Source organism: Alteraurantiacibacter aestuarii, assembly GCF_039523595.1.
Taxonomy (GTDB): Bacteria; Pseudomonadota; Alphaproteobacteria; order Sphingomonadales; family Sphingomonadaceae; genus Alteraurantiacibacter; species Alteraurantiacibacter aestuarii.
In genome coordinates this window covers 453,997-472,787 of record NZ_BAAAFP010000001.1, presented here as the reverse complement: position 1 = coordinate 472,787, position 18,791 = coordinate 453,997, and the positions used below count along the sequence as shown (strand labels likewise).

The following is an 18,791-nucleotide window of genomic DNA, read 5'->3' as shown; positions in this document are numbered from 1 at the left end:
CTGAGCGCCGCCCCCCTTTCTTGGTCCGTTCTGAAAACCGCAGAAATCAGCCCCAGACTTCCTTTGCCACTTCGATGCACAGGCTGATCTTGTCGGCCTGCTGCTGGGTGGTGATGTCATTGCCGTGCACCGTGCTGGCAAAGCCGCATTGCGGCGACAGCGCCAGCTGATCCAGATCGACGAACTTGGCCGCCTCATCGATGCGGCGCTTGATATCGTCCTTGGTTTCCAGATCGCCCAGCTTGGTGGTGACCAGACCCAAAACCACGGTCTTGCCCTTGGGCAGGAAGCGCAGCGGGGCAAAATCGCCAGAGCGGGGATCGTCATATTCCAGGAAGAAGGCGTCGATATCCAGCTCGTTGAACATGATCTCGGCCACCGGCTCATAACCACCTTCGGCGGCCCAGCTGCTGCGGAAATTGCCGCGGCACAGGTGGATCGCCTTGATCATGTCAGCCGGAGCGGAGGCGAAGCTGTCATTGATCAGCTGCGCATATTGGCGGGTGGTGGCATCTGGGTCCATGCCCCGTTCCGCCGCCGCCGCGCGCTGCTCATCGTCGCACAGATAGGCAAGGTTGGTGTCGTCCATCTGGATGTAGCGGCAACCGGCATCGGCCAGGCTGGTCACTTCGGCGCGGTAAGCCGCCGCCACATCGGCATAGAACTCATCCATCGTCGGATAGACATCTTCGGGAATGCCCGAACGTCCGGCGCGGAAATGCAGCATGGACGGCGAGGGAATGGCTACCTTGGCCATATGTCCATCGCTCACCTTGCTGGCCAGGAACTGGTAATCGGCCAGCTGGATCGGCTTTTGATGCCTGATCTTGCCGTTGATCACCATCACCGGCGGGGCGAATTGCACATCCTTGCCGGCATCGTTCTTGAAGGCTTTCTTCAGCCCGCCCTTTTCCTCCACGCCAGCAAGCTGGAGCAGGAAATCGGTATGGAAGAAATAGCGCCGGAATTCGCCATCGGTAATGGCTTTCAGGCCCAGCCCTTCCTGCCAGGTAACAAGGTCGGCAATTGCCGCATCCTCGATCTGGCGCAGGTCTTCATAGGAGATATTATTGGCCGCGCGGTGATTGCGTGCTTCAATCACCGATTGCGGACGAAGAAACGAGCCGACATGGTCGGCGCGCGAAGGCAGTTTCGTTGTCATCTAAAATGTCCTGTCTAAGCAATGATTTGGCTAGACCAGGGTCATAACGCGGGCTCGCGCTCGACTGGACAAAAGGGCGATAGACCCATTTGCCAGCGCGCTGCAACTGGGAAATTGCGCTTGATCCTGCGCGGCGCTTTTGTATGCAAAACTTACAAAATCGCGGCTAAGCGCGAAACATATGGAAATGGGTTGGGAGAGTAGTCCGATGGCATTGGCAAAATGGATCGCGGCATCATGTGCTGCGCTGGCGCTGGCAGCTTGCGGAGAGGCGGAACCTTCCTTCTCCGGCCCCGCGACGCAAGGCGTGACAGACGCGATGCTGGCCGCTGCGGACGGCAACGAATGGCTCACCTATGGCCGCGATTATGGCGAGCAGCGCTTCAGCCCGCTGACGCAGATCAGCGCCGCCAACGTGGGTGACCTGGGCCTGGCCTGGTATGCCGATCTGGATACCGCCCGCGGGCAGGAAGCCACTCCGCTGATGCATGACGGCGTGCTCTATGTCTCCACCGCCTGGAGCATGGTGAAGGCCTATGATGCCAAGACCGGTACTCTGATCTGGGAATATGACCCCGAAGTCCCGCGCGAAACGCTGGTGCGCGCGTGCTGCGATGCGGTGAACCGCGGCGTGGCGCTTTATGGTGACAAGGTGTTCGTGGCCACGCTGGATGGCCGTCTGGTCGCTCTCGACCAGAAGACCGGCGCCGTGGAATGGACCAGCACGGTGGTTCCCAATCAGGAAGATTACACCATTACCGGCGCCCCGCGCGTGGCCGGTGGCCGCGTGTTCATCGGCACCGGCGGCGCGGAATATCGCGCGCGCGGCTTCATCGCCGCCTATGACTGGGAGAACGGCGAGGAGCTTTGGCGCTGGCACACCGTGCCGGGCAATCCCGCTGACGGTTTCGAGAATGATGCGATGGAAATGGCCGCTTCCACGTGGGGCGGCAACTGGTGGGAACTGGGCGGTGGCGGCACCGTGTGGGATTCGATTACCTATGACCCGGTGAATGACCTGGTGCTGTTCGGCACCGGCAATGCCGAGCCGTGGAACCCCGCAGTCAACGATCGCAATGCCGTGGCCAATACGCAGCCCGATACGCAGGGGGACAATCTGTTTACCTCCTCCATCGTGGCACTCCATGCCGACAGCGGCGAATATGCCTGGCACTTCCAGCAGACGCCGGAAGACCGCTGGGACTATGATTCCAATGCCGGGATCACCCTGGCCGACATGACCATAAAGGGTGAACAGCGCCACGTGGTGCTGCACGCCCCCAAGAACGGCTATTTCTACGTTCTGGATGCGGCCAGCGGCGCATTCATTCAGGCCGAGGCGTGGACCGCACTCAACTGGTCCACCGGCATCGATCCGGTCACCGGCAAGCCCGAAATCAATCCGCAGGCCCGCTATGAGCTGACCGGAGAAACCTGGACCGGCCTTCCCGGTGCAGCCGGCGCGCACAGCTGGCAGCCGATGAGCTATTCGCCCGATACCGGCCTGGTCTATATTCCTGCCAACCTCACTGCATTCCCCTATCGCGCAGCGGGCGATGACTGGGAGCCGAGCGCGCTTGGCTTCCAGACCGGGATTGACGGCGCCGGCACTGCCATGCCGGCCATTCCAGAAATCCGCCAGGCTGCTCTCGATGCCACCACCGGCGCGCTGGTCGCGTGGGATCCGGTGGCCGGACGCGAGGCATGGCGTCACGATTACATAGGCCCGTGGAACGGCGGCACGCTGGCGACGGCGGGCAATCTGGTGTTCCAGGGCAGCGCAGGCGAGCAGTTCGCGGCGTTCAATGCAACATCAGGTGAGCGGCTGTGGTCCTTTGCCACGCAGAGCGGGGTGATGGCCGCACCGATGACCTATGCCATCGACGGCGAACAATATGTCGCCGTTCTGGTGGGCTGGGGCGGCATCTGGGATATCGCGCCCGGCGTGATGACCGCCAAGTCAGGCCGTCCGCGCAATATCAGCCGCCTGATGGTGTTCAAGCTGGGCGCTACCGGGCAACTGCCCGCACCGCCTGCGCTGGCTGAGATGGTCCTCGATCCGCCCGCCTTTACCGGTACGCCCCAGCAGGTCGCCGCAGGGGCGCAAAGCTATGGCCGTTACTGCGGCGCCTGCCACGGCGATGCCGGCATCGCCGGTGCGCTCAATCCCGACCTGCGCCATTCGGGTGCAATCGGCGATGGCGATGTCATGCGCATGGTGCTGATCGATGGCGCGCTGCATGAACGCGGCATGGTGTCCTTTGCATCGGTGCTGAACGCCGATGATGCAGAGAACATCCGCCAGTATCTGATCAGTCGCGCCAATGAGGACAAGGCGCTGGAGAATCGCTGAGCGCGGCGCTTGTCTGGCGCGCAAATTCGGTTCATCGTAACGATCGTTAGCTTGGCCGCGCACGCATAGGCAGCGTGCGCCGCCTCTGTTAGATTGTTCGGCAAATAGATTCGTTTCGGAGAAGGAAAACCCGCCCATGAATGAAGTGACCACTATCGATCGCACCCAGCGCGAATATTCGGCTGCCGTGAAGAAGGCCCTGGCCCGCAAGCCGCAGCTGTTCATCAATGGCGAGTGGGTCGACAGCTCCGGCGATGCGACCATCGATGTCGAGGATCCGTCCTCGGGCAAGGTCGTCTCCAGCTTCGTGGAAGCGACCGACAAGGACGTGGACCGGGCCGTGGCCGCTGCCCGCGTTGCCTTTGATGATGAGCGCTGGCGCGGCATGCCGCCGATCGCGCGCGAAAAGATCATGCACCGTCTGGCCGACCTGATCGAAGCCCATGCCGACGAATTCGCCGAGCTGGAAGCCATCGACGTGGGCAAGCCAAAGGGCATGGCCGCAATGATCGACGTGCCCGGCGCCGTCGCCCACATCCGTTACATGGCTGGCTGGGCCGGCAAGATCAACGGTGAGACGATTGCCCCCTACACCATGCCCGGCGGCATGATGTTTGCCTATACGCTGAAGGAGCCGGTGGGGGTGTGCGCGCAGATCGTGCCGTGGAACTTCCCGCTGCTGATGGCCTGCCTCAAGATCGCCCCGGCGCTGGCCGCTGGCTGCACCACCATCCTCAAGCCTGCCGAACAGACCAGCCTGACCGCGCTGCGTCTGGCCGACATGGTGATGGAAGCCGGCATTCCCGCTGGCGTGGTCAACATCATCACCGGCTATGGCCACACCGGCGGTGACCGTCTGGTCAAGCACCCTGACGTGGACAAGGTGGCCTTCACCGGCAGCACCGAAATCGGCAAGCTGATCAACAAGAACGCCACCGATACGCTCAAGCATGTGACCCTGGAACTGGGCGGCAAGAGCCCGGTTGTGGTGATGCCCGATGTCGACGTGGCCGAAACCGCACCCGGCGTCAGCCAGGCGATCTTCTTCAACTCGGGCCAGGTGTGCGTCGCCGGCTCGCGCCTCTATGCGCACAAGAGCGTGTTCGACAAGGTGGTGGAAGGCATGGCCGAAACCGCCGAATTCTGGGCACCGCGGGCCAGCCTTGATCCCACCGCCCACATGGGCCCGCTGGTCTCTGCCGAACAGCACGAACGCGTGATGGGCTACATCGATGCCGGCAAGCGCGATGGCGCTTCGGTACTGATGGGCGGCGATGTGCCGTCCAGCGATGGCGGCTATTACGTCAACCCCACCATCCTCACCGATGTGAACCCGCAGATGAGCGTAGTGCGCGAGGAAATCTTCGGCCCGGTGGTGGTCGCCCAGCGTTTTGACGACATCAACGATGTGGTGAAGGAAGCCAATGACACGCAATACGGCCTCGCCGCCGGTGTGTGGACCAAGGACGTTTCCGCCGCCCATCGCATCGCCAGCAAGCTGCAGGCCGGCACGGTGTGGATCAACTGCCACGCCATGATCGACACCGCCATCCCGTTCGGCGGCTACAAAGAATCCGGCATCGGCCACGAACAGGGCCGCCTGGGCCTTGAGGCTTATCTGGAAACCAAGGCAGTCATGATGAAGCTGTGATGCGCTGAAACGCGATTGGGGCCCGCCTTCGGCATTGCCGGGGCGGGCCTTTTCGTGTTCAGCCTCACAGGACAAATTTGCAGCAGGAAATCGCCATGCCCATCGACCTCACCAAGATCCGCGCCATCGACATGCATGTGCATGCGGAAGTCAGCTGCCACGATCCCGAAGATCCGATCATGGGCAAGTTCTTCGATGCCGCCAGCACCTATTTCAAGGCGCCGCGCGAACGGCCAAAAATGCCCGAGATCATCGAGCTTTACCGTGAGACGCAGATCGCCTTCGTGATGTTCACCGTCGATTGCGAAAGCGGCATGGGGGCCAAGCGCGTCTCCAATTACGAGGTGGCGGAGCTGGCGAACAAGAATGACGATATCTGCATTCCCTTCGCCTCCATCGATCCGCACAAGGGCAAGTATGGCGCGCGCGAGGCGCTCGACCTGATCGAGAACCACGGGGTCAAGGGCTTCAAGTTCCACGGCATCGCCCAGAATGCCCATCCGGCGGACCAGATGGGCTATCCGATTTACGAGGTGATCAACGAATACAAGCTGCCCGCCATCTTCCACACCGGCCATTCCGGCATGGGAACGGGGATGCGCGGCGGCGGCGGCATGCGGCTGAAATTTGGCGAGCCAATGCTGATCGATGATGTCGCGGTGGATTTCCCCGACATGAAGATCATCCTTGCCCACCCCAGCTGGCCCTGGGTTGACCAGAGTCTGTCGATGGCGCTGCACAAGACCAACGTGTTCATCGACCTGAGCGGCTGGAGCCCCAAGTACTTCCCGCCGCAGGTGATCCAGCACGCCAATACGCAGCTGAAGAAGAAGATGCTGTTCGGCACCGATTTCCCGCTGATCCACCCGGACAAGTGGATCGCCGCAGCCAAGGAAGTTGGCTTCCGCGAGGAAGTGATGCCCGGCATCATGAAGGACAATGCCGCGCGGGTGCTGGGGCTGGCCTGAACCTTCGCGGCGATAATGAAAAAGGGAAGAGGGTAGCAATGGACTTTGGCGGCAAGCATATCTGCGTCACCGGCGCATCATCGGGCATCGGCCTGGTGGCGGCGAAAATGCTGGTGGAGCGCGGTGCGCGCGTCTCGCTGCTGGCCCGGCGCAAGGACGTGCTGGACGAAGTGTGCAGCGAACTGGGCACCAATGCCGCAGGCTTTGCCGCCGATGTGGGTGACAAGGCCGCACTTGAAGGCGCGCTGGATGCCGCTGCGGCCCATTTCGGACCCGTTGAGGCGCTGTTCGCCAATGCCGGTCTGACCGGCGGCTTCACCCCCTTCACCGCTTTCGACCCGGAGGTTTTTGCAGAGACGATCAAGGTCAATCTGACATCGGTATTCTGGGCCGCGCAAAAGGTGCTCCCTGCCATGATCGAGGCGGGCAAGGGCTCCATCCTCGTCACCGGCTCCATGGGATCGAAGCGCGGCATGGCGATGAACCCGGCCTATGTCTCCTCCAAGCATGGCGTGCTGGGCCTGACCCGCGCGATTGCGGTGGAGATGGCCCCGCATAATGTCCGCGCCAATTGCATCATCCCCGGTTTCATCCGTACAGAGGCCCTGGACCGTATTCCCACCGAGCAGAAGGGCAGGATAGAAGCCCGCATTCCCCAGCGCCGCATGGGCAGCCCGGAGGAACTGGCCGAAGTCGCCTGCTTCCTGCTGTCCGATGCCGCCAGCCATGTCACCGGCCAGGACTGGGCCGTGGATGGCGGCGTGCTGGAATCGATTGAAGTTTAAGAACTGGAGAACATAAAATGCGCGCATGGATGTTGCCCGCCGGGTCAGACGGTTTCGACAAACTTTACATACAGGACCTGCCCGATCCCGTGGCAGGCCCGGGCGAAGTGCTGATCGCACCGCAGGCATGGACGATCAATTACCGCGATTTCGCCGTTGCCAGCGGCAAGTATTTCGGCGGCGCGCTGAAGCAGCCGTCCATCCCCCTGTCAGATGGCGCAGGTGAAGTTGTTGCCGTGGGCGAAGGCGTCACCAGCGTGGCCGTGGGTGACCGCGTTCAGGGCAGCTTCTTCCTCGACTGGGTTGATGGCCCGATGGTGATGGGCCGCGCCCTGGGTGATGGCATGGGCCCCGGCATGTTGGCCGAACTCGTCGTGCTGCCCGAACAGGGCGTGGTGAAGATCGCCGAAAGCCTCGATTATTCGCAGGCTGCCTGCCTGCCTTGCGCCGGCGTGACGGCGTGGAACGCGCTGACGCGTGGCCGCATGGTCAGGCCGGGAGACAAGGTGCTGGTGCTGGGCACCGGCGGCGTCTCGATGATCGCGCTGCAACTGGCCAAGGCGATGGGCGCAGAAGTCATCTGCACCTCCTCCAGCGATGAGAAGCTGAGCCGCGCCAAGAACCTGGGTGCGGATCACCTGATCAATTACAAGACCACTCCCGACTGGGGCGCGGCGGTGAAATCGCAGTTCGGCGGCGCCAACCAGGTGGTTGAAGTCGGCGGTGTGGGCACGCTGGCCCAGTCGATGCAAGCGCTCGCCAACGAAGGCGAGATCGCGCTGATCGGCGTGTTGTCTCAGGGCGAACCGCCCAGCCCGCATGCGCTGATGATGACCGGCGGCACGCTGCGCGGTATCTTCGTCGGGTCGGCCGAGATGGCGCGTGACCTGAACGACTTTATCGACAGCAACGAAATCGAGCCGCCGATTGGTGGACGCTTCAGCTTCGACAAGGCGGCCAAGGCCTATGCCCATGCATGGGGTCCCGACAGCTTCGGCAAGACGGTGATCGAACTTTAAGAGCAGGCCCGCGAAACGGGGCGAGGGAGAAGACCAATGTGGGAAGTGCGCGTCACACCGGCGGGCGGATTCGACAATCATGCCGAGCCCTCCCCCCATTTCGAAACGCTGCCGCTGTCGGGCGCGATGGGGGCCGAAATTGCCGGCGTGCGCCTGACCGGTCTATCGGACGAGGCCTTTGCCGATTTCCGTGCGGCGCTGTGCCGCCACAAGATGCTGTTCCTGCGCGATCAGCACCTGAGCCACGCAGAGCATGAGGAATTCGCTGCACGCCTCGGCCCGTTTGCAGTGGATGCCTATACCCAGGGCGTTCCCGGCCACCGCGAGGTGCACCCGATCATCAAGGAAGCGGACGAAGTCACGCCCAGCCTGTTTGGCGGCGGCTGGCATACGGACAGCCCGTTCCTGCCCGAACCGCCCAGCTTCACCACCCTGCGGCAGATCGAAGGCCCGCCCTATGGCGGCGATACCAGCTGGACCAATTGCGCGCTGGCTTTCCGCCATCTGAGCAAGACCTATCAGGATATGCTGCGCGGCCTGCGCGTGCATATGTCCGCCGCCAACAACTATGCCACGCAGAACAAATTGCGCGGCGAGGCGATCGGCTTTGGCGATGCGGCCAAGCACGAGCAAGGGATGAAGGGCAGCTTCCACCCGCTGGTGCGCACTCACCCGGAAACGGGCGAGGAATCGCTGTATATCTGCGATACCTACACTGTGGGAATCGAAGGCATGACCACGCATGAGGCCAAGCCGCTGGTCGATTATCTGGTGCAGCACACCACGCAAATGGCCTTCACCTGCCGCCTGCGCTGGCAGCCCGGCATGGTCGCCCTGTGGGACAACCGCGCCACCATGCACCTGGGGCCGAACGATTATGACGGCTGGCGGCGGGAGATGTACCGGACGACGACGGCAGGGGGTGTGCCGGTTTGAGAACCGGAATCTGATTTGGGGGGAGTGAAGACATGAAGATTGCCAATATGGCCGCAAGCGCAGCTCTATGCGCTTTCCTCGTGGGAGGGTGCTCTCGGGAAGCTGAGATCCCGGAACCCGTAATGGGCCCTCCGGTGGAAGAAAACGCCGCCAATGCGCCAGAGCAGGTCCCCGCTTTTCCTGAACAAACGCGCGCCCCTTCGATGATTTCCAACGTGTCCTTCGAAGTGGAGACTATCGCCGAAGGGCTGGTCGATCTGTGGGGTATGGCCTTCCTGCCCGATGGGCGGCTGCTGGTAACCGAACGCGACGGGCGCATGCGCATCGTCGATGGCGCCAACTTGTCGCCCGCCATTGAAGGCGTTCCCGAAATCACCCGCCAGGAAATCTCCGGTCTGGCAGACGTGGTGCTTGACCCTGATTTTGCCCGGAACCACCGGATTTTCTGGAGTTATGTCGAAGGGCGACCCGAAGGCAATATGCTCACCGTGGCGCGTGGCACTCTGATTGATGGAGCTGCGCCTCGGCTGGACGATGTGGAAGTAATCTACCGGCAGGAACCCAGTCTTCCCTCAGAGCATGGCAATTTTGGTGCGCGCATGCTGTTTGATGATAGCGGCGCGCTGTTCGTTACTCTGGGTGATCTCGCATCCACCCCGCTGCGCCCCTATATCCAGCAGCTGGACACCGGCATCGGCAAGATCGTGCGCATCACCACCGATGGCAAGCCGGCGCCCGGCAATCCCTATGCCGGACAGGAGGGCGCTCTGCCGGAGCTGTGGGCGGCGGGCTTCCGCAATCCGCTTGGCCTCGCGTTCCGGCCCGGCACGGAGCAATTGTGGGAAGTGGATGTAGGCCCGCGCGGCGGCGATGAGCTGAACCTGATCGAACCGGGCGCAAATTATGGCTGGCCGGTCAATTCCTACGGCCTTGAATATAGCGGCGAGCTGGTGGGCGATGGCCCGGTGAGCGGCGGCGAGGATGCAGGCGGCTATCTCCAGCCGGTCTATTACTGGGACCCGGTCATCTCGCCCTCAAGCCTTGCCTTTTACACCGGCGACCTCTTCCCCGAATGGCGGGGTGATGCTTTCGTCACCTCATTGAGCCAGATGCATCTTGTGCGGTTGAAGCTGGAAGGAGACCGTGTGGTGGGCGAGGAACGTCTGCTGGTTGATCAGGAAGAGCGGCTGCGACTGGTGAAACAGGCGCCCGACGGCTCGCTCTACGTCCTGACCGACGGGGTTGAGGGCAAGATTTTGCGGATTGTTCCGGCAAAGAAGTGAGGCGGTGCCGTGGTATTGCTGAGTTCAACCTTACCACCTGCCCATTCGTCATTCCCGCGAAGGCGGGAATCCAGTAAGCGCTGGTTATACAAAGGGAATTTCAGCCCGCAGTTTATCTCATTGCCTCCGCTCGCAATGGCACGCTCTATCTCGGAGTAACCTCGAATCTACCGCAACGCATTGCCCAGCATCGCGCCGGGGTTTTCGAAGGCTTTGCCAAGAGGCATGGCTGCAAGATGCTGGTCTGGTTTGAGATCCACGCCACCATGGATCACGCCATCACCCGCGAAAAGCAGCTGAAAAAATGGAACCGCTCGTGGAAGATGCGGATGATTGAGGAAGCCAACAAGAACTGGCGTGATCTGGCCGAAGATCTCGGTTTTGAAACGCTGCGCTAACTGGATTCCCGCCTTCGCGGGAATGACGAATTGGAGGGGCATCACGTTTATGCCAACTCAGGCCAGACTAGAACATGCCGAGATTTTCGGCCTGCGCCCATGCCATGACAACGATTGCGCCGCCGGAAACGCCAAGCGAGAGCAGGAACGCGCCAGCCAACAACCAATCCCGCAAGGTGACAGGCACCTCGCTTTCAAAATTATACAGCCGGATGCCAGACCAAACCGGCAGAACAAAGAAGGAAATCCCCAACCCGCCCAACAAGAAAGGCGGTACCGGCGCCCCACGTCGGGTGATCAGCTCTCCATCCAGACAGTCAAGCGCCTTGCCGACCGCAAGCGAGGCCAGAGCAACGAAAAACACTGTCACAACGAGCCCCCAGACTATCCTGGCAAGCAGGCTTGCTTCAGGCTCCTGCCCCTCACTCCCCAAAGAAGTTCAGCTCCAGCAGCACATTATTGGGGTCCGCTGTAAAAATTTGCCTGAGGCCAATCGCCTCCACCAGATTCTCCTTGTAGTCCGCCCCGCGCGCGTCGAGACGCTCTTTCACCTCGTCGAAGCCTTCGCATTTCAGCGCCACGTGGTGCAGCGCGCCGGTCAGCGCGCCGGGCTGGACTTCGCGGTCATAGGCGCGCGGGCAATCGACGGAATTGATGTGGATGATCGCGCGATCTTCCGCATCGAACATCCAGGTGGCGGTCTGCGGGGTCAGCGGCGGCGGGGCGTCGCGGCGGTCCAGATCGAGCAGATCGGCGTAGAACTGCGCCGTCTCATCCATCCTGTCGGTGATGATATTCACGTGATCGAGGGCCTGAACCTGCATCTTTTCGCCTCCTGACATTTTCCTGCGCCTTATGGCTTGCACCTGTAGCTCATTATTGTATGTGCCACATACTAATTTCGTATATGTGATTCATTCACAATCGTGAGAGGAAGTTCGAATGGCTAAAAACCTGAATGAAGTTCTCGCTGGTGCCAACGGCGATATCGTCGGCCAGCTTCGCAACAACAAGATCGGTGCCTATGTGTATCCGGTTGTTGCTCCTGAATTCTCCAACTGGCGTGACGAGCAGTGGGCATGGCAGCATGGCGCGGTCCTGTTCGACCAGTCGCACCACATGTTCGACCTGTACATCAACGGTCCTGACGCGGGTAAGCTGCTGTCGGACACGATGGTCAACTCGTCCAAGGGTTGGGAAGTCAACAAGGCCAAGCAGTACGTCCCCACGACGCCTTATGGCCACGTGATCGGTGACGGCATCATCTTCCGTCTTGCTGAAGAAGAATATGTCTACGTTGGCCGTGCACCTGCTGCAAACTGGCTGATGTTCCAGGCTGAAAAGGGCGGCTACAACGTTGACATCATCAACGATCCCCGCTCGCCTTCGCGTCCGATGGGCAAGCCCGTCACGCGCATCTCCTGGCGCTTCCAGATCCAGGGCCCGCGCGCCTGGGACGTGATCGAGAAGCTGAATGGTGAGCCGCTCGACAAGCTGAAGTTCTTCAACATGTCGACCATGAAGATCGGCAACAAGACCATCCGCACCCTGCGTCACGGCATGGCCGGTTCGCCCGGTCTGGAAATCTGGGGTCCCTATGACGAGCAGGAATATGTTCGTGAGGAAATCCTCAAGGCTGGCGAAGAATTCGGCCTGATCCCGGTCGGCAGCCGCGCCTATCCGTCCAACACGCTGGAATCCGGCTGGATCCCCAGCCCGCTGCCTCCCATCTACACCGGTGACGAACTGGAAGATTACCGCAACTGGCTGGGCGCTGACAGCTACGAAGCAACTGGCTCCATCGCCGGTTCCTTCATCGGTGACAGCATCGAAGACTACTACACCAACCCGTACGAGCTGGGCTATGGTCCGTTCGTGAAGTTCGACCACGACTTCATCGGCGCAGACGCGCTGAAGAAGATGGAAGCCGACGGCACGGACAAGGCCAGCAAGAAGGTGACCTTCGAGTGGAATGCTGACGACATGAAGAAGATCGTCGGTTCCATGTTCGATCCGGAAGGCGAACAGTACAAGTTCTTCGACCTGCCGCTCGCCAACTACGGTAACTCCAGCTTCGACGCTGTGAAGGACGTTGACGGCCGCGTGATCGGCAAGTCGATGTTCACCGGCTACTCGTTCAACGAGAAGAAGGCTCTGTCGCTCGGCTTCGTCGACTCGGAAGTTCCGCTCGGCACCGAGCTGGCTCTCACCTGGGGCGAAGAAAATGGCGGCACCGCCAAGACCACCGTCGAGCGCCACAAGCAGATCGACGTCAAGGTCATCGTTTCTCCGGTGCCTTACTCCAAGATGGCCGGCGACACCTACGCCGCTGGCTGGCGCTCGGGCCGCCAGGGCTAATCCCCTCGCGACCACGCGCACTTGGCGCAAAGATTTGGGGGAGGCATCGCAAGGTGCCTCCCCTTTTTCATGCACAGCGCTAATGTCGCGGCTCACGGGAGAGACATCACATGGCGAATTACGTTCTGGTTCACGGCGCATGGGGCGGCAATCACACCTATGGCGACGTGCCTGAACGGCTGCGCGCGGCAGGGCATCAGGTGATCAACTGCACCTTGCGCGGGTTGGGGTCACGGCAGGACGAGCTTCATCCCGGCATCACCCTTTCCGACCATATCGACGACGTGTGCGAGCAGGTGGAACAGGCAGGCTTCGGCCGCTTCATCCTGGCTGGCCATTCCTATGGCGGCATGGTCATCACCGGCGCAGCCTCGCGCCTTGGCAAACGCATCGACGCGATCTGCTACATCGATGCCTTCTGGCCCGATGACGACCAGAGCCTGTGGGACATCACCGGCGAGTTCGAGCACAACTGGTATGTGGACAGCCAGCGCCACCGCCCCGGCTATGTCACGCCGATCGGCTTTCCGGGGGAATTCACCGTCCAGCCCGGCGTGCGCGGCTACCAGCCTCTCCTCACCCTGCTCGAAGCCATCCCCCTGTCAGGCGACGAACAGGCGATCCCGCGCCAGAGCTACATCTTCGCCACCGGCTACCAGCCCACCCCCTTCCCCCGCTTTGCCGAGAAGGCAAAGGCCGCAGGCTGGGATTACCACGAAGTCGATTGCGACCACTTCGTGATGCAGAACAGGCCGGACGAAACGGTTGAAGTGCTGCTGGGGCTGGCGGACTAGGCTCAGGACCGCATTCTGCCTTGCAGGAGGAAATCTTCGACCGGACCGGCCTGGCCGGGCAGGAAATGATAGCCGTCCGGATCGAAGGAAATCCGGGCATGCGGCGCGAACGCTTCCAGCCTTTGGCGGGTGTCCACTGAATCCAGCAAGGCATCGCGCCCGCCCAGAGCCACATGCATGGGTATGGCGAGGTGCTGCAACTGCTCGTCGCTCAGGCGCGGTATGGTGACGATCCTGGGCCTGATTTCCTTGCCGATCAGCTCCATCAATTGCACGAATGGGCTGACATTTTCCGGCAATAGCTTCGGCTGCGGGCCAAACACCATCCGCCGGATGCGCTTCTTCCCCCAAGCCCCCAGCAACAGCAGCGGTGCCGCCTTGAGCAGCAGGTTCTTCTGCCGCCCAATGCCCGCCGGAGCGATCAGCGCCAGTCGCTCAACCTTTTGCGGCCGCCGCACGGCATAATCGAGCGCCAGCCACCCACCGAGCGAAGTGCCCACGAAGCTCGCCTGCGCAAGGCCAAGACCTGCCATCACATCGTCCAGCCACAGGGCGTGGGCATCGCTGTCCAGCGGCGGGCGCACTTCCGCGCTGAACCCCGCCTCGCCAATCATGTCGATCGCAAAAATCCGCAACTGGCGTGACCATTGCGCGGCATCGGCCATCCATGCCGCCGCATTGGCCTGCGCGCCGTGCAGCAGGATGACCGGCGGCGCGTCCTGCGGGCCGCATTCCAGCACGAATGTCTCCCCTTGGCATGTGGGCAGGCGATGCTCCTTGGCTGGCACGGGCCAGCCATCCAGCACCCCCCGATAGGCGGCGAGGACTTTTTCTGCGCCCCGCCTGCTGCGAAAGGCAACGCTCATCGCAGATTGCCGATCTGCACATCGATCAATTGCAGCATCCGGGCCGCGTCAGCGGGGGAGCCGATGACGATCACCTTCAGCCTGCGCTGCGCGGGATAATGCGTGGTGCTGACATGCAGCGGTGCACTGCCCTTGTCGCGCCCCATCCCGGCTGCGCTGAAGACATTGGCCGCGGCCATCGCCTCATCGGCGGTAACATCCTCAACGTCGGCAACGGCTGTGACAGTGGTTCTTCCGGCTGAACGTTCGCTGGCCAATGGCATGCCGACCAGCTGCGCCAGATCGCTGCGACGAATGCGATAGGACTTGCCGACGCGAGTCGCCGGGAGCTTGCCTTCATGAATGTAGCGCAGCACGGTCTTGGGGTGCAGATCCAGCTCTGCGGCAACCGCGCGGACGGTGCATAACTCTTCCGACATGACGATCTCCGATTCTCTATTGCTCCCTATAGTGCCCTATATAGGGAATATAAAGGCGCATTTTTACACGCAATAGAGACTAGGGGAGAATTTGCGGGATTGGCGGGCTAGCGCCGGAAGGGCACGTCCATGCGGGTGAGCGTGGCCGCGCGCCATGTCCATTCCAGCGGGCCATAGCGATAATGGCGATACCACCAGCGCGCGAACAGGATCTGCGCGGCGAAGAGGGCAATGCCTGCCATTACCATGACAGCGTGAGAGCCATCATCCCACAGCCCCGCGCCAAAGCCATAGAGCAGCGGCACGGCGATCAGCGATTGCCCCACATACAGCGTCAGCGTCATCCGGCCCGGCCCGGCCAGCCATTGCAACACACGCCGCACGGGCGTTTGCCAGGCGAGCACAAACAGGCTGACCTGAAAGGCGGTGGCGGCCAGGCTGCGCCACTGGTCCAGCGCCCATTCGCCCGCCTGCCGCTGCATCGGCGCGCCGCCATCCTGCGGCGGTGCCGGCAGCAGTTGCGGCAGGGCATAGGCACACAGCGCCCACACCGCCGCCGCGATCGCCAGCGCGGCCAGCCAGCCCGTGCGCTTCTCCTGCGCCGCGGCAAAGGCCTGCCCGCGTTGCAGCACCATGCCCACGGCGAACAGTCCGGCGATCTCCACAATGCGGCCGGTGTTCCAGTAGAATGACCATTTGCCGATCATGCCCGGCCCGGCATTGGCCGCCAGCACATCCGCCAGACTGCCCTGCGCCAACACGGCAAGGCCGGTGTCGCCGAAGAAGGCCGGGGTGGCCTGCGCCCAGGCGGCACCCTCCCCCGCCATATACACGCGCAGCAGCAAGGGGATTTGCAGGAAGCACAGACCCGCGATCAGCAGCAGGCTGCGCGATGATCGAATGCGGTCGAACGGGATCAGCAGCAGCCCCATCAGCGCCAGCACCTGCAATATATCTCCGCGGTAGACCAGCGCATGTGCGGTGCCGATGATCGCCAGCAGGATCGCGCGCCACGCAAAGCGCCCGGTGAAATCCACGCCCCGCGCGCGCTGGTTGCCCATGATCGTGGCAAAACCGAAGCCGAACAGCAGCGCAAAGATGGCAAAGCTCTTGCCCCCAAACAGCGCGAACACGGTGTCGAACCAGATGTCCGGCTGGGGGTTGAGCCAGTATAGCTCGAACCGTTCGACGCAATGAACCAGCAGCAGGCCCAGCAGCGCAAAGCCGCGCAGGCCGTCGACCATATCGATGCGGGCGCCCGTGCGCCTTGCGGCTTCGTCCATTATGCCTCCCCCTGCCCGTCACGCGGCGTGACGAATGCGTTTACATCCCCAATACTGCGGGATCGAGCGGCGTCCCCTGTGCTTCCATACCGGCCATCAGATCGGCGAGGACCTGCTCCACATCGTGATCGGCGGCCCCTGCGCGCAAAGCAGCAAGGCCCGCCTCATCGTACCATCGGCCTGCGCGGATCAGCCCGGCAGGTTCCCTGAGGCAGGCCATGTCGGCGATGGGGTCGCAGAGGTAGAAGACGACGTCCGCCAGGCAACCTGCGTCAAGGCAGCCAAGCCGCCCCTGCTCGCCCAAAGCCAGCGCGGCATTGCTGGTGGCGCTGGCGATGGCCTGATCCGGCGTCAGCCCGGCATCGACCAGCAGTTCCAGCTCATCCAGCAGCGAGGCGCCGGGAATATTGGTGAAGATGCCGGCATCGCTGCCCGCCACCAGCAACACACCCGCATCGCGCAACATGGCGGTGAAATTGGCATAGTGATCCGCCCGCTCGCTTTCGAAGGCCGGGTCCTGTCCGGCCCAGAATTCGATCACCGGCGCTTGCAACGCCTGCGTTACCGGATTGAGCCATTCCATTCCCGGACGCTGGGCGAACTCTCCGCGCGTAACGGCGACATTGACGAGGTTGCGATGCGCCACGAGCGTGGGCGTGACGGGTGTTCCGGCGGAGGCGATGCGTTCTGCCAGTGCGCGGGCCGCCTGATCGTCCCACTGATCCGACAGGCCGTGGAAATAGATCGATTCGACATGCTCGATGGTTTCCCACTCGGCGTCCAGAATATCGGCGAACGGAATCTGGAAAGGCCGCTCATGCGGGATGCCCTCCAGCCGCTCCCCTTCGGGCGTATGGCCGGTCAGGGCCATGCCGCGCGCCTGTGCTTCTTCCAGCACGCCGTGCCAGGCATCGGCGGTCAGGTTTGAGTACGTCTTGATGCGCGTGTAGCCCGCCTCAGCCTGCGCCCGAACAGCCTCGCGGCCATCTTCACGGGTCAGCACGATCTGGTGGTTGATCTGCGCATTCGGACCGGGCGAGTTGAGAATGGGCCCGCTGGTGAACAGGTGCGGGCCGGTGAGCTGTCCGGCCTCCACTGCTTCGGCCATCCTCAGGTGGAACGGCATGCCCGAAAGGTTGCGCACAGTGGTGACGCCGTGCGCAAGATAAGCTCCCAGTCCCGCCTCGCTCCAGACATGGACGTGCATGTCGATGAGCCCGGGCAGCAGATGCAGCCCACGGGCATCGATGCGTGTGGTCGGGGTCTGATGCGGGGGGAGGCCATCAGACGGGCCGTTGAATACGATTGTGCCGTCTTCAATCAGGATGGAACCGGCATCGGGGCCGATATTGTCAATCAGCACAAAATCCTGCGCCGCCGCAGGTGCAGCGAGTACCGCCAGTGCCAAAGCCAGTTCTGAAACCAGTGCCAGTTTACGTGTCAACTTTCGTCCATACACCCCGATCTTCACAAGTCCCCTTTCCAGCGAGGATCAGCGCCGCTCCAGCGCGGCCTCGCTCTCCTGCATCAGGCTGGCGATGATCTCGGCGCAAGGCTCTTCCTTTGTCACCATGCCGACGCTCTGGCCCGCCATAAGGCTGCCATTCTCGACATCGCCATCGATCACCGCGCGGCGCAGTGCGCCTGCCCAGAAATGTTCAATCTGCAATTGTGCCTCGCCCATGTCCACCTTGCCTTCATCCAGCAATTGCGCGACTTCGCGCTGCTTGGCGGTAAACTCCTCGGTGCCCTTATTCTTCAGGGCGCGCACCGGGATCACCGGCAGGCGCGGATCGACCTGCACGCTGGCCTCCGCATCGCGGGCCTTGCCGCGGAAGAAGGCCTTCTTGAAATTCTCATGGGCAATGCTCTCTGTCGCGCAGGCAAAGCGGGTGCCCAGCTGCACGCCTGCCGCGCCCATTTCCAGATAGGATGCGATCATGTCGCCACGCCCGATCCCGCCGGCAACGAACACCAGATGATCGGCGCTGAGCTCAGGCAGGAATTCCTGCGCCAGTACGCTGGTGGCGACGGGACCGATATGGCCGCCTGCCTCCATCCCTTCGATCACCAGCGCATCGGCGCCGCTGCGCAGCAGTTTCTTGGCCAGCGCCAGCGTGGGCGCAAAGACGATGACCTTGCCGCCAAACGCCTTGATCGCCTCCACACTGCCCTTGGGCGGAATGCCGCCTGCGAGCACGACATGGCTGACCTTGTGCCGCGCGCATACCGCGATCAGATCGAACAGCATCGGATGCATGGTGATCAGGTTCACGCCAAACGGCTTGTCCGTCAGCGCCTTGGTCCCGGCGATTTCGGCATCGAGCAGGTCGGGCGTCATCGCCCCGCAGGCAATCACGCCAAAGCCGCCACCATTGCTGATTGCGGACACCAGATTGCGCTCACTCACCCAGCTCATCGCCCCGCATAATATGGCTGTTTCACTGCCAAGGAATTCGCAGCCGCGCTGCATCAGGGCGCTGGTCTTGGGGTATGCGGACATGGACGGGCAGACT

18 protein-coding genes are annotated in these 18,791 nt (G+C 62.3%); 10 read left to right on the top strand and 8 right to left on the bottom strand.

The features are described 5' to 3' along the window. Positions 1 to 46: 46 nt before the first annotated feature. On the bottom strand, positions 47 to 1,162 hold the full coding sequence (locus ABDZ98_RS02400) for a 5-methyltetrahydropteroyltriglutamate--homocysteine S-methyltransferase (RefSeq protein ID WP_160590447.1): 1,116 nt from the start codon (positions 1,160 to 1,162) through the stop codon (positions 47 to 49). Between the two features lie 208 nt (positions 1,163 to 1,370). Here ABDZ98_RS02400 and ABDZ98_RS02395 point away from each other — a divergent pair, with 208 nt between their 5' ends. The 8 genes from ABDZ98_RS02395 to ABDZ98_RS02360 all read left to right on the top strand — a co-directional run bounded on the left by ABDZ98_RS02395 (position 1,371) and on the right by ABDZ98_RS02360 (position 10,555). Continuing rightward, positions 1,371 to 3,515 (top strand): PQQ-dependent dehydrogenase, methanol/ethanol family, encoded by a 2,145-nt coding sequence (locus tag ABDZ98_RS02395; RefSeq protein ID WP_160590449.1) that lies wholly within the window; start codon positions 1,371 to 1,373, stop codon positions 3,513 to 3,515. Positions 3,516 to 3,651: 136 nt separating this feature from the next. Further along, positions 3,652 to 5,166 carry an aldehyde dehydrogenase family protein gene (locus ABDZ98_RS02390; protein WP_160590451.1) on the top strand — a complete coding sequence of 505 codons (1,515 nt, stop codon included), beginning with the start codon at positions 3,652 to 3,654 and terminating at the stop codon, positions 5,164 to 5,166. A gap of 95 nt (positions 5,167 to 5,261) precedes the next feature. Next, positions 5,262 to 6,134: an amidohydrolase family protein gene (locus ABDZ98_RS02385; RefSeq protein ID WP_160590453.1), complete on the top strand. Its 873-nt coding sequence runs from the start codon at positions 5,262 to 5,264 to the stop codon at positions 6,132 to 6,134. A 38-nt stretch (positions 6,135 to 6,172) separates the two neighbouring features. Beyond that, entirely contained in the window at positions 6,173 to 6,919 is a 747-nt protein-coding gene (locus ABDZ98_RS02380; RefSeq protein ID WP_160590455.1) for an SDR family NAD(P)-dependent oxidoreductase, read from the top strand. A gap of 17 nt (positions 6,920 to 6,936) precedes the next feature. After that, a complete protein-coding gene (locus ABDZ98_RS02375; RefSeq protein WP_160590457.1) occupies positions 6,937 to 7,938 on the top strand; it encodes a zinc-dependent alcohol dehydrogenase family protein in 1,002 nt (333 codons plus the stop codon). 36 nt (positions 7,939 to 7,974) lie between these two features. Next, a complete protein-coding gene (locus ABDZ98_RS02370) occupies positions 7,975 to 8,874 on the top strand; it encodes a TauD/TfdA dioxygenase family protein (protein ID WP_160590459.1) in 900 nt (299 codons plus the stop codon). A 122-nt stretch (positions 8,875 to 8,996) separates the two neighbouring features. After that, complete coding sequence (locus tag ABDZ98_RS02365) at positions 8,997 to 10,157, top strand: PQQ-dependent sugar dehydrogenase (RefSeq protein WP_202385962.1); 1,161 nt, start codon at positions 8,997 to 8,999, stop codon at positions 10,155 to 10,157. Between the two features lie 80 nt (positions 10,158 to 10,237). Then, entirely contained in the window at positions 10,238 to 10,555 is a 318-nt protein-coding gene (locus ABDZ98_RS02360) for a GIY-YIG nuclease family protein (RefSeq protein ID WP_202385986.1), read from the top strand. A gap of 67 nt (positions 10,556 to 10,622) precedes the next feature. Here ABDZ98_RS02360 and ABDZ98_RS02355 read toward each other — a convergent pair whose 3' ends face one another. Next, positions 10,623 to 10,925: a hypothetical protein gene (locus tag ABDZ98_RS02355; RefSeq protein ID WP_343805509.1), complete on the bottom strand. Its 303-nt coding sequence runs from the start codon at positions 10,923 to 10,925 to the stop codon at positions 10,623 to 10,625. Positions 10,926 to 10,977: 52 nt separating this feature from the next. Next, entirely contained in the window at positions 10,978 to 11,379 is a 402-nt protein-coding gene (locus ABDZ98_RS02350; RefSeq protein ID WP_160590465.1) for a VOC family protein, read from the bottom strand. A 118-nt stretch (positions 11,380 to 11,497) separates the two neighbouring features. On the opposite strand from ABDZ98_RS02350, the gene ligM reads away from it, so the two are divergent. Next, on the top strand, positions 11,498 to 12,913 hold the full coding sequence (gene ligM, locus ABDZ98_RS02345) for a vanillate/3-O-methylgallate O-demethylase (protein ID WP_160590467.1): 1,416 nt from the start codon (positions 11,498 to 11,500) through the stop codon (positions 12,911 to 12,913). 110 nt (positions 12,914 to 13,023) lie between these two features. Further along, a complete protein-coding gene (locus ABDZ98_RS02340; protein WP_160590469.1) occupies positions 13,024 to 13,707 on the top strand; it encodes an alpha/beta fold hydrolase in 684 nt (227 codons plus the stop codon). 2 nt (positions 13,708 to 13,709) lie between these two features. Here the strand turns inward: ABDZ98_RS02340 and ABDZ98_RS02335 are convergent, their stop codons facing one another. From ABDZ98_RS02335 to ABDZ98_RS02315, 5 genes are all read right to left on the bottom strand, one after another. Continuing rightward, a complete protein-coding gene (locus tag ABDZ98_RS02335) occupies positions 13,710 to 14,573 on the bottom strand; it encodes an alpha/beta fold hydrolase (RefSeq protein ID WP_160590471.1) in 864 nt (287 codons plus the stop codon). After that, positions 14,570 to 14,992, bottom strand: coding sequence for a helix-turn-helix domain-containing protein (locus ABDZ98_RS02330; RefSeq protein WP_160590472.1), 423 nt, complete (start codon positions 14,990 to 14,992; stop codon positions 14,570 to 14,572). Before ABDZ98_RS02330 ends, ABDZ98_RS02335 begins: the two co-directional genes overlap by 4 nt. A gap of 107 nt (positions 14,993 to 15,099) precedes the next feature. Beyond that, positions 15,100 to 16,275, bottom strand: a complete 1,176-nt coding sequence (locus ABDZ98_RS02325) for a DUF418 domain-containing protein (protein WP_160590474.1) — start codon at positions 16,273 to 16,275, stop codon at positions 15,100 to 15,102. A gap of 40 nt (positions 16,276 to 16,315) precedes the next feature. Beyond that, positions 16,316 to 17,719 (bottom strand): amidohydrolase family protein, encoded by a 1,404-nt coding sequence (locus tag ABDZ98_RS02320; RefSeq protein ID WP_160590476.1) that lies wholly within the window; start codon positions 17,717 to 17,719, stop codon positions 16,316 to 16,318. Between the two features lie 48 nt (positions 17,720 to 17,767). Next, positions 17,768 to 18,778 carry an NAD(P)H-dependent flavin oxidoreductase gene (locus ABDZ98_RS02315; RefSeq protein WP_160590478.1) on the bottom strand — a complete coding sequence of 337 codons (1,011 nt, stop codon included), beginning with the start codon at positions 18,776 to 18,778 and terminating at the stop codon, positions 17,768 to 17,770. Positions 18,779 to 18,791 lie beyond the last annotated feature (13 nt).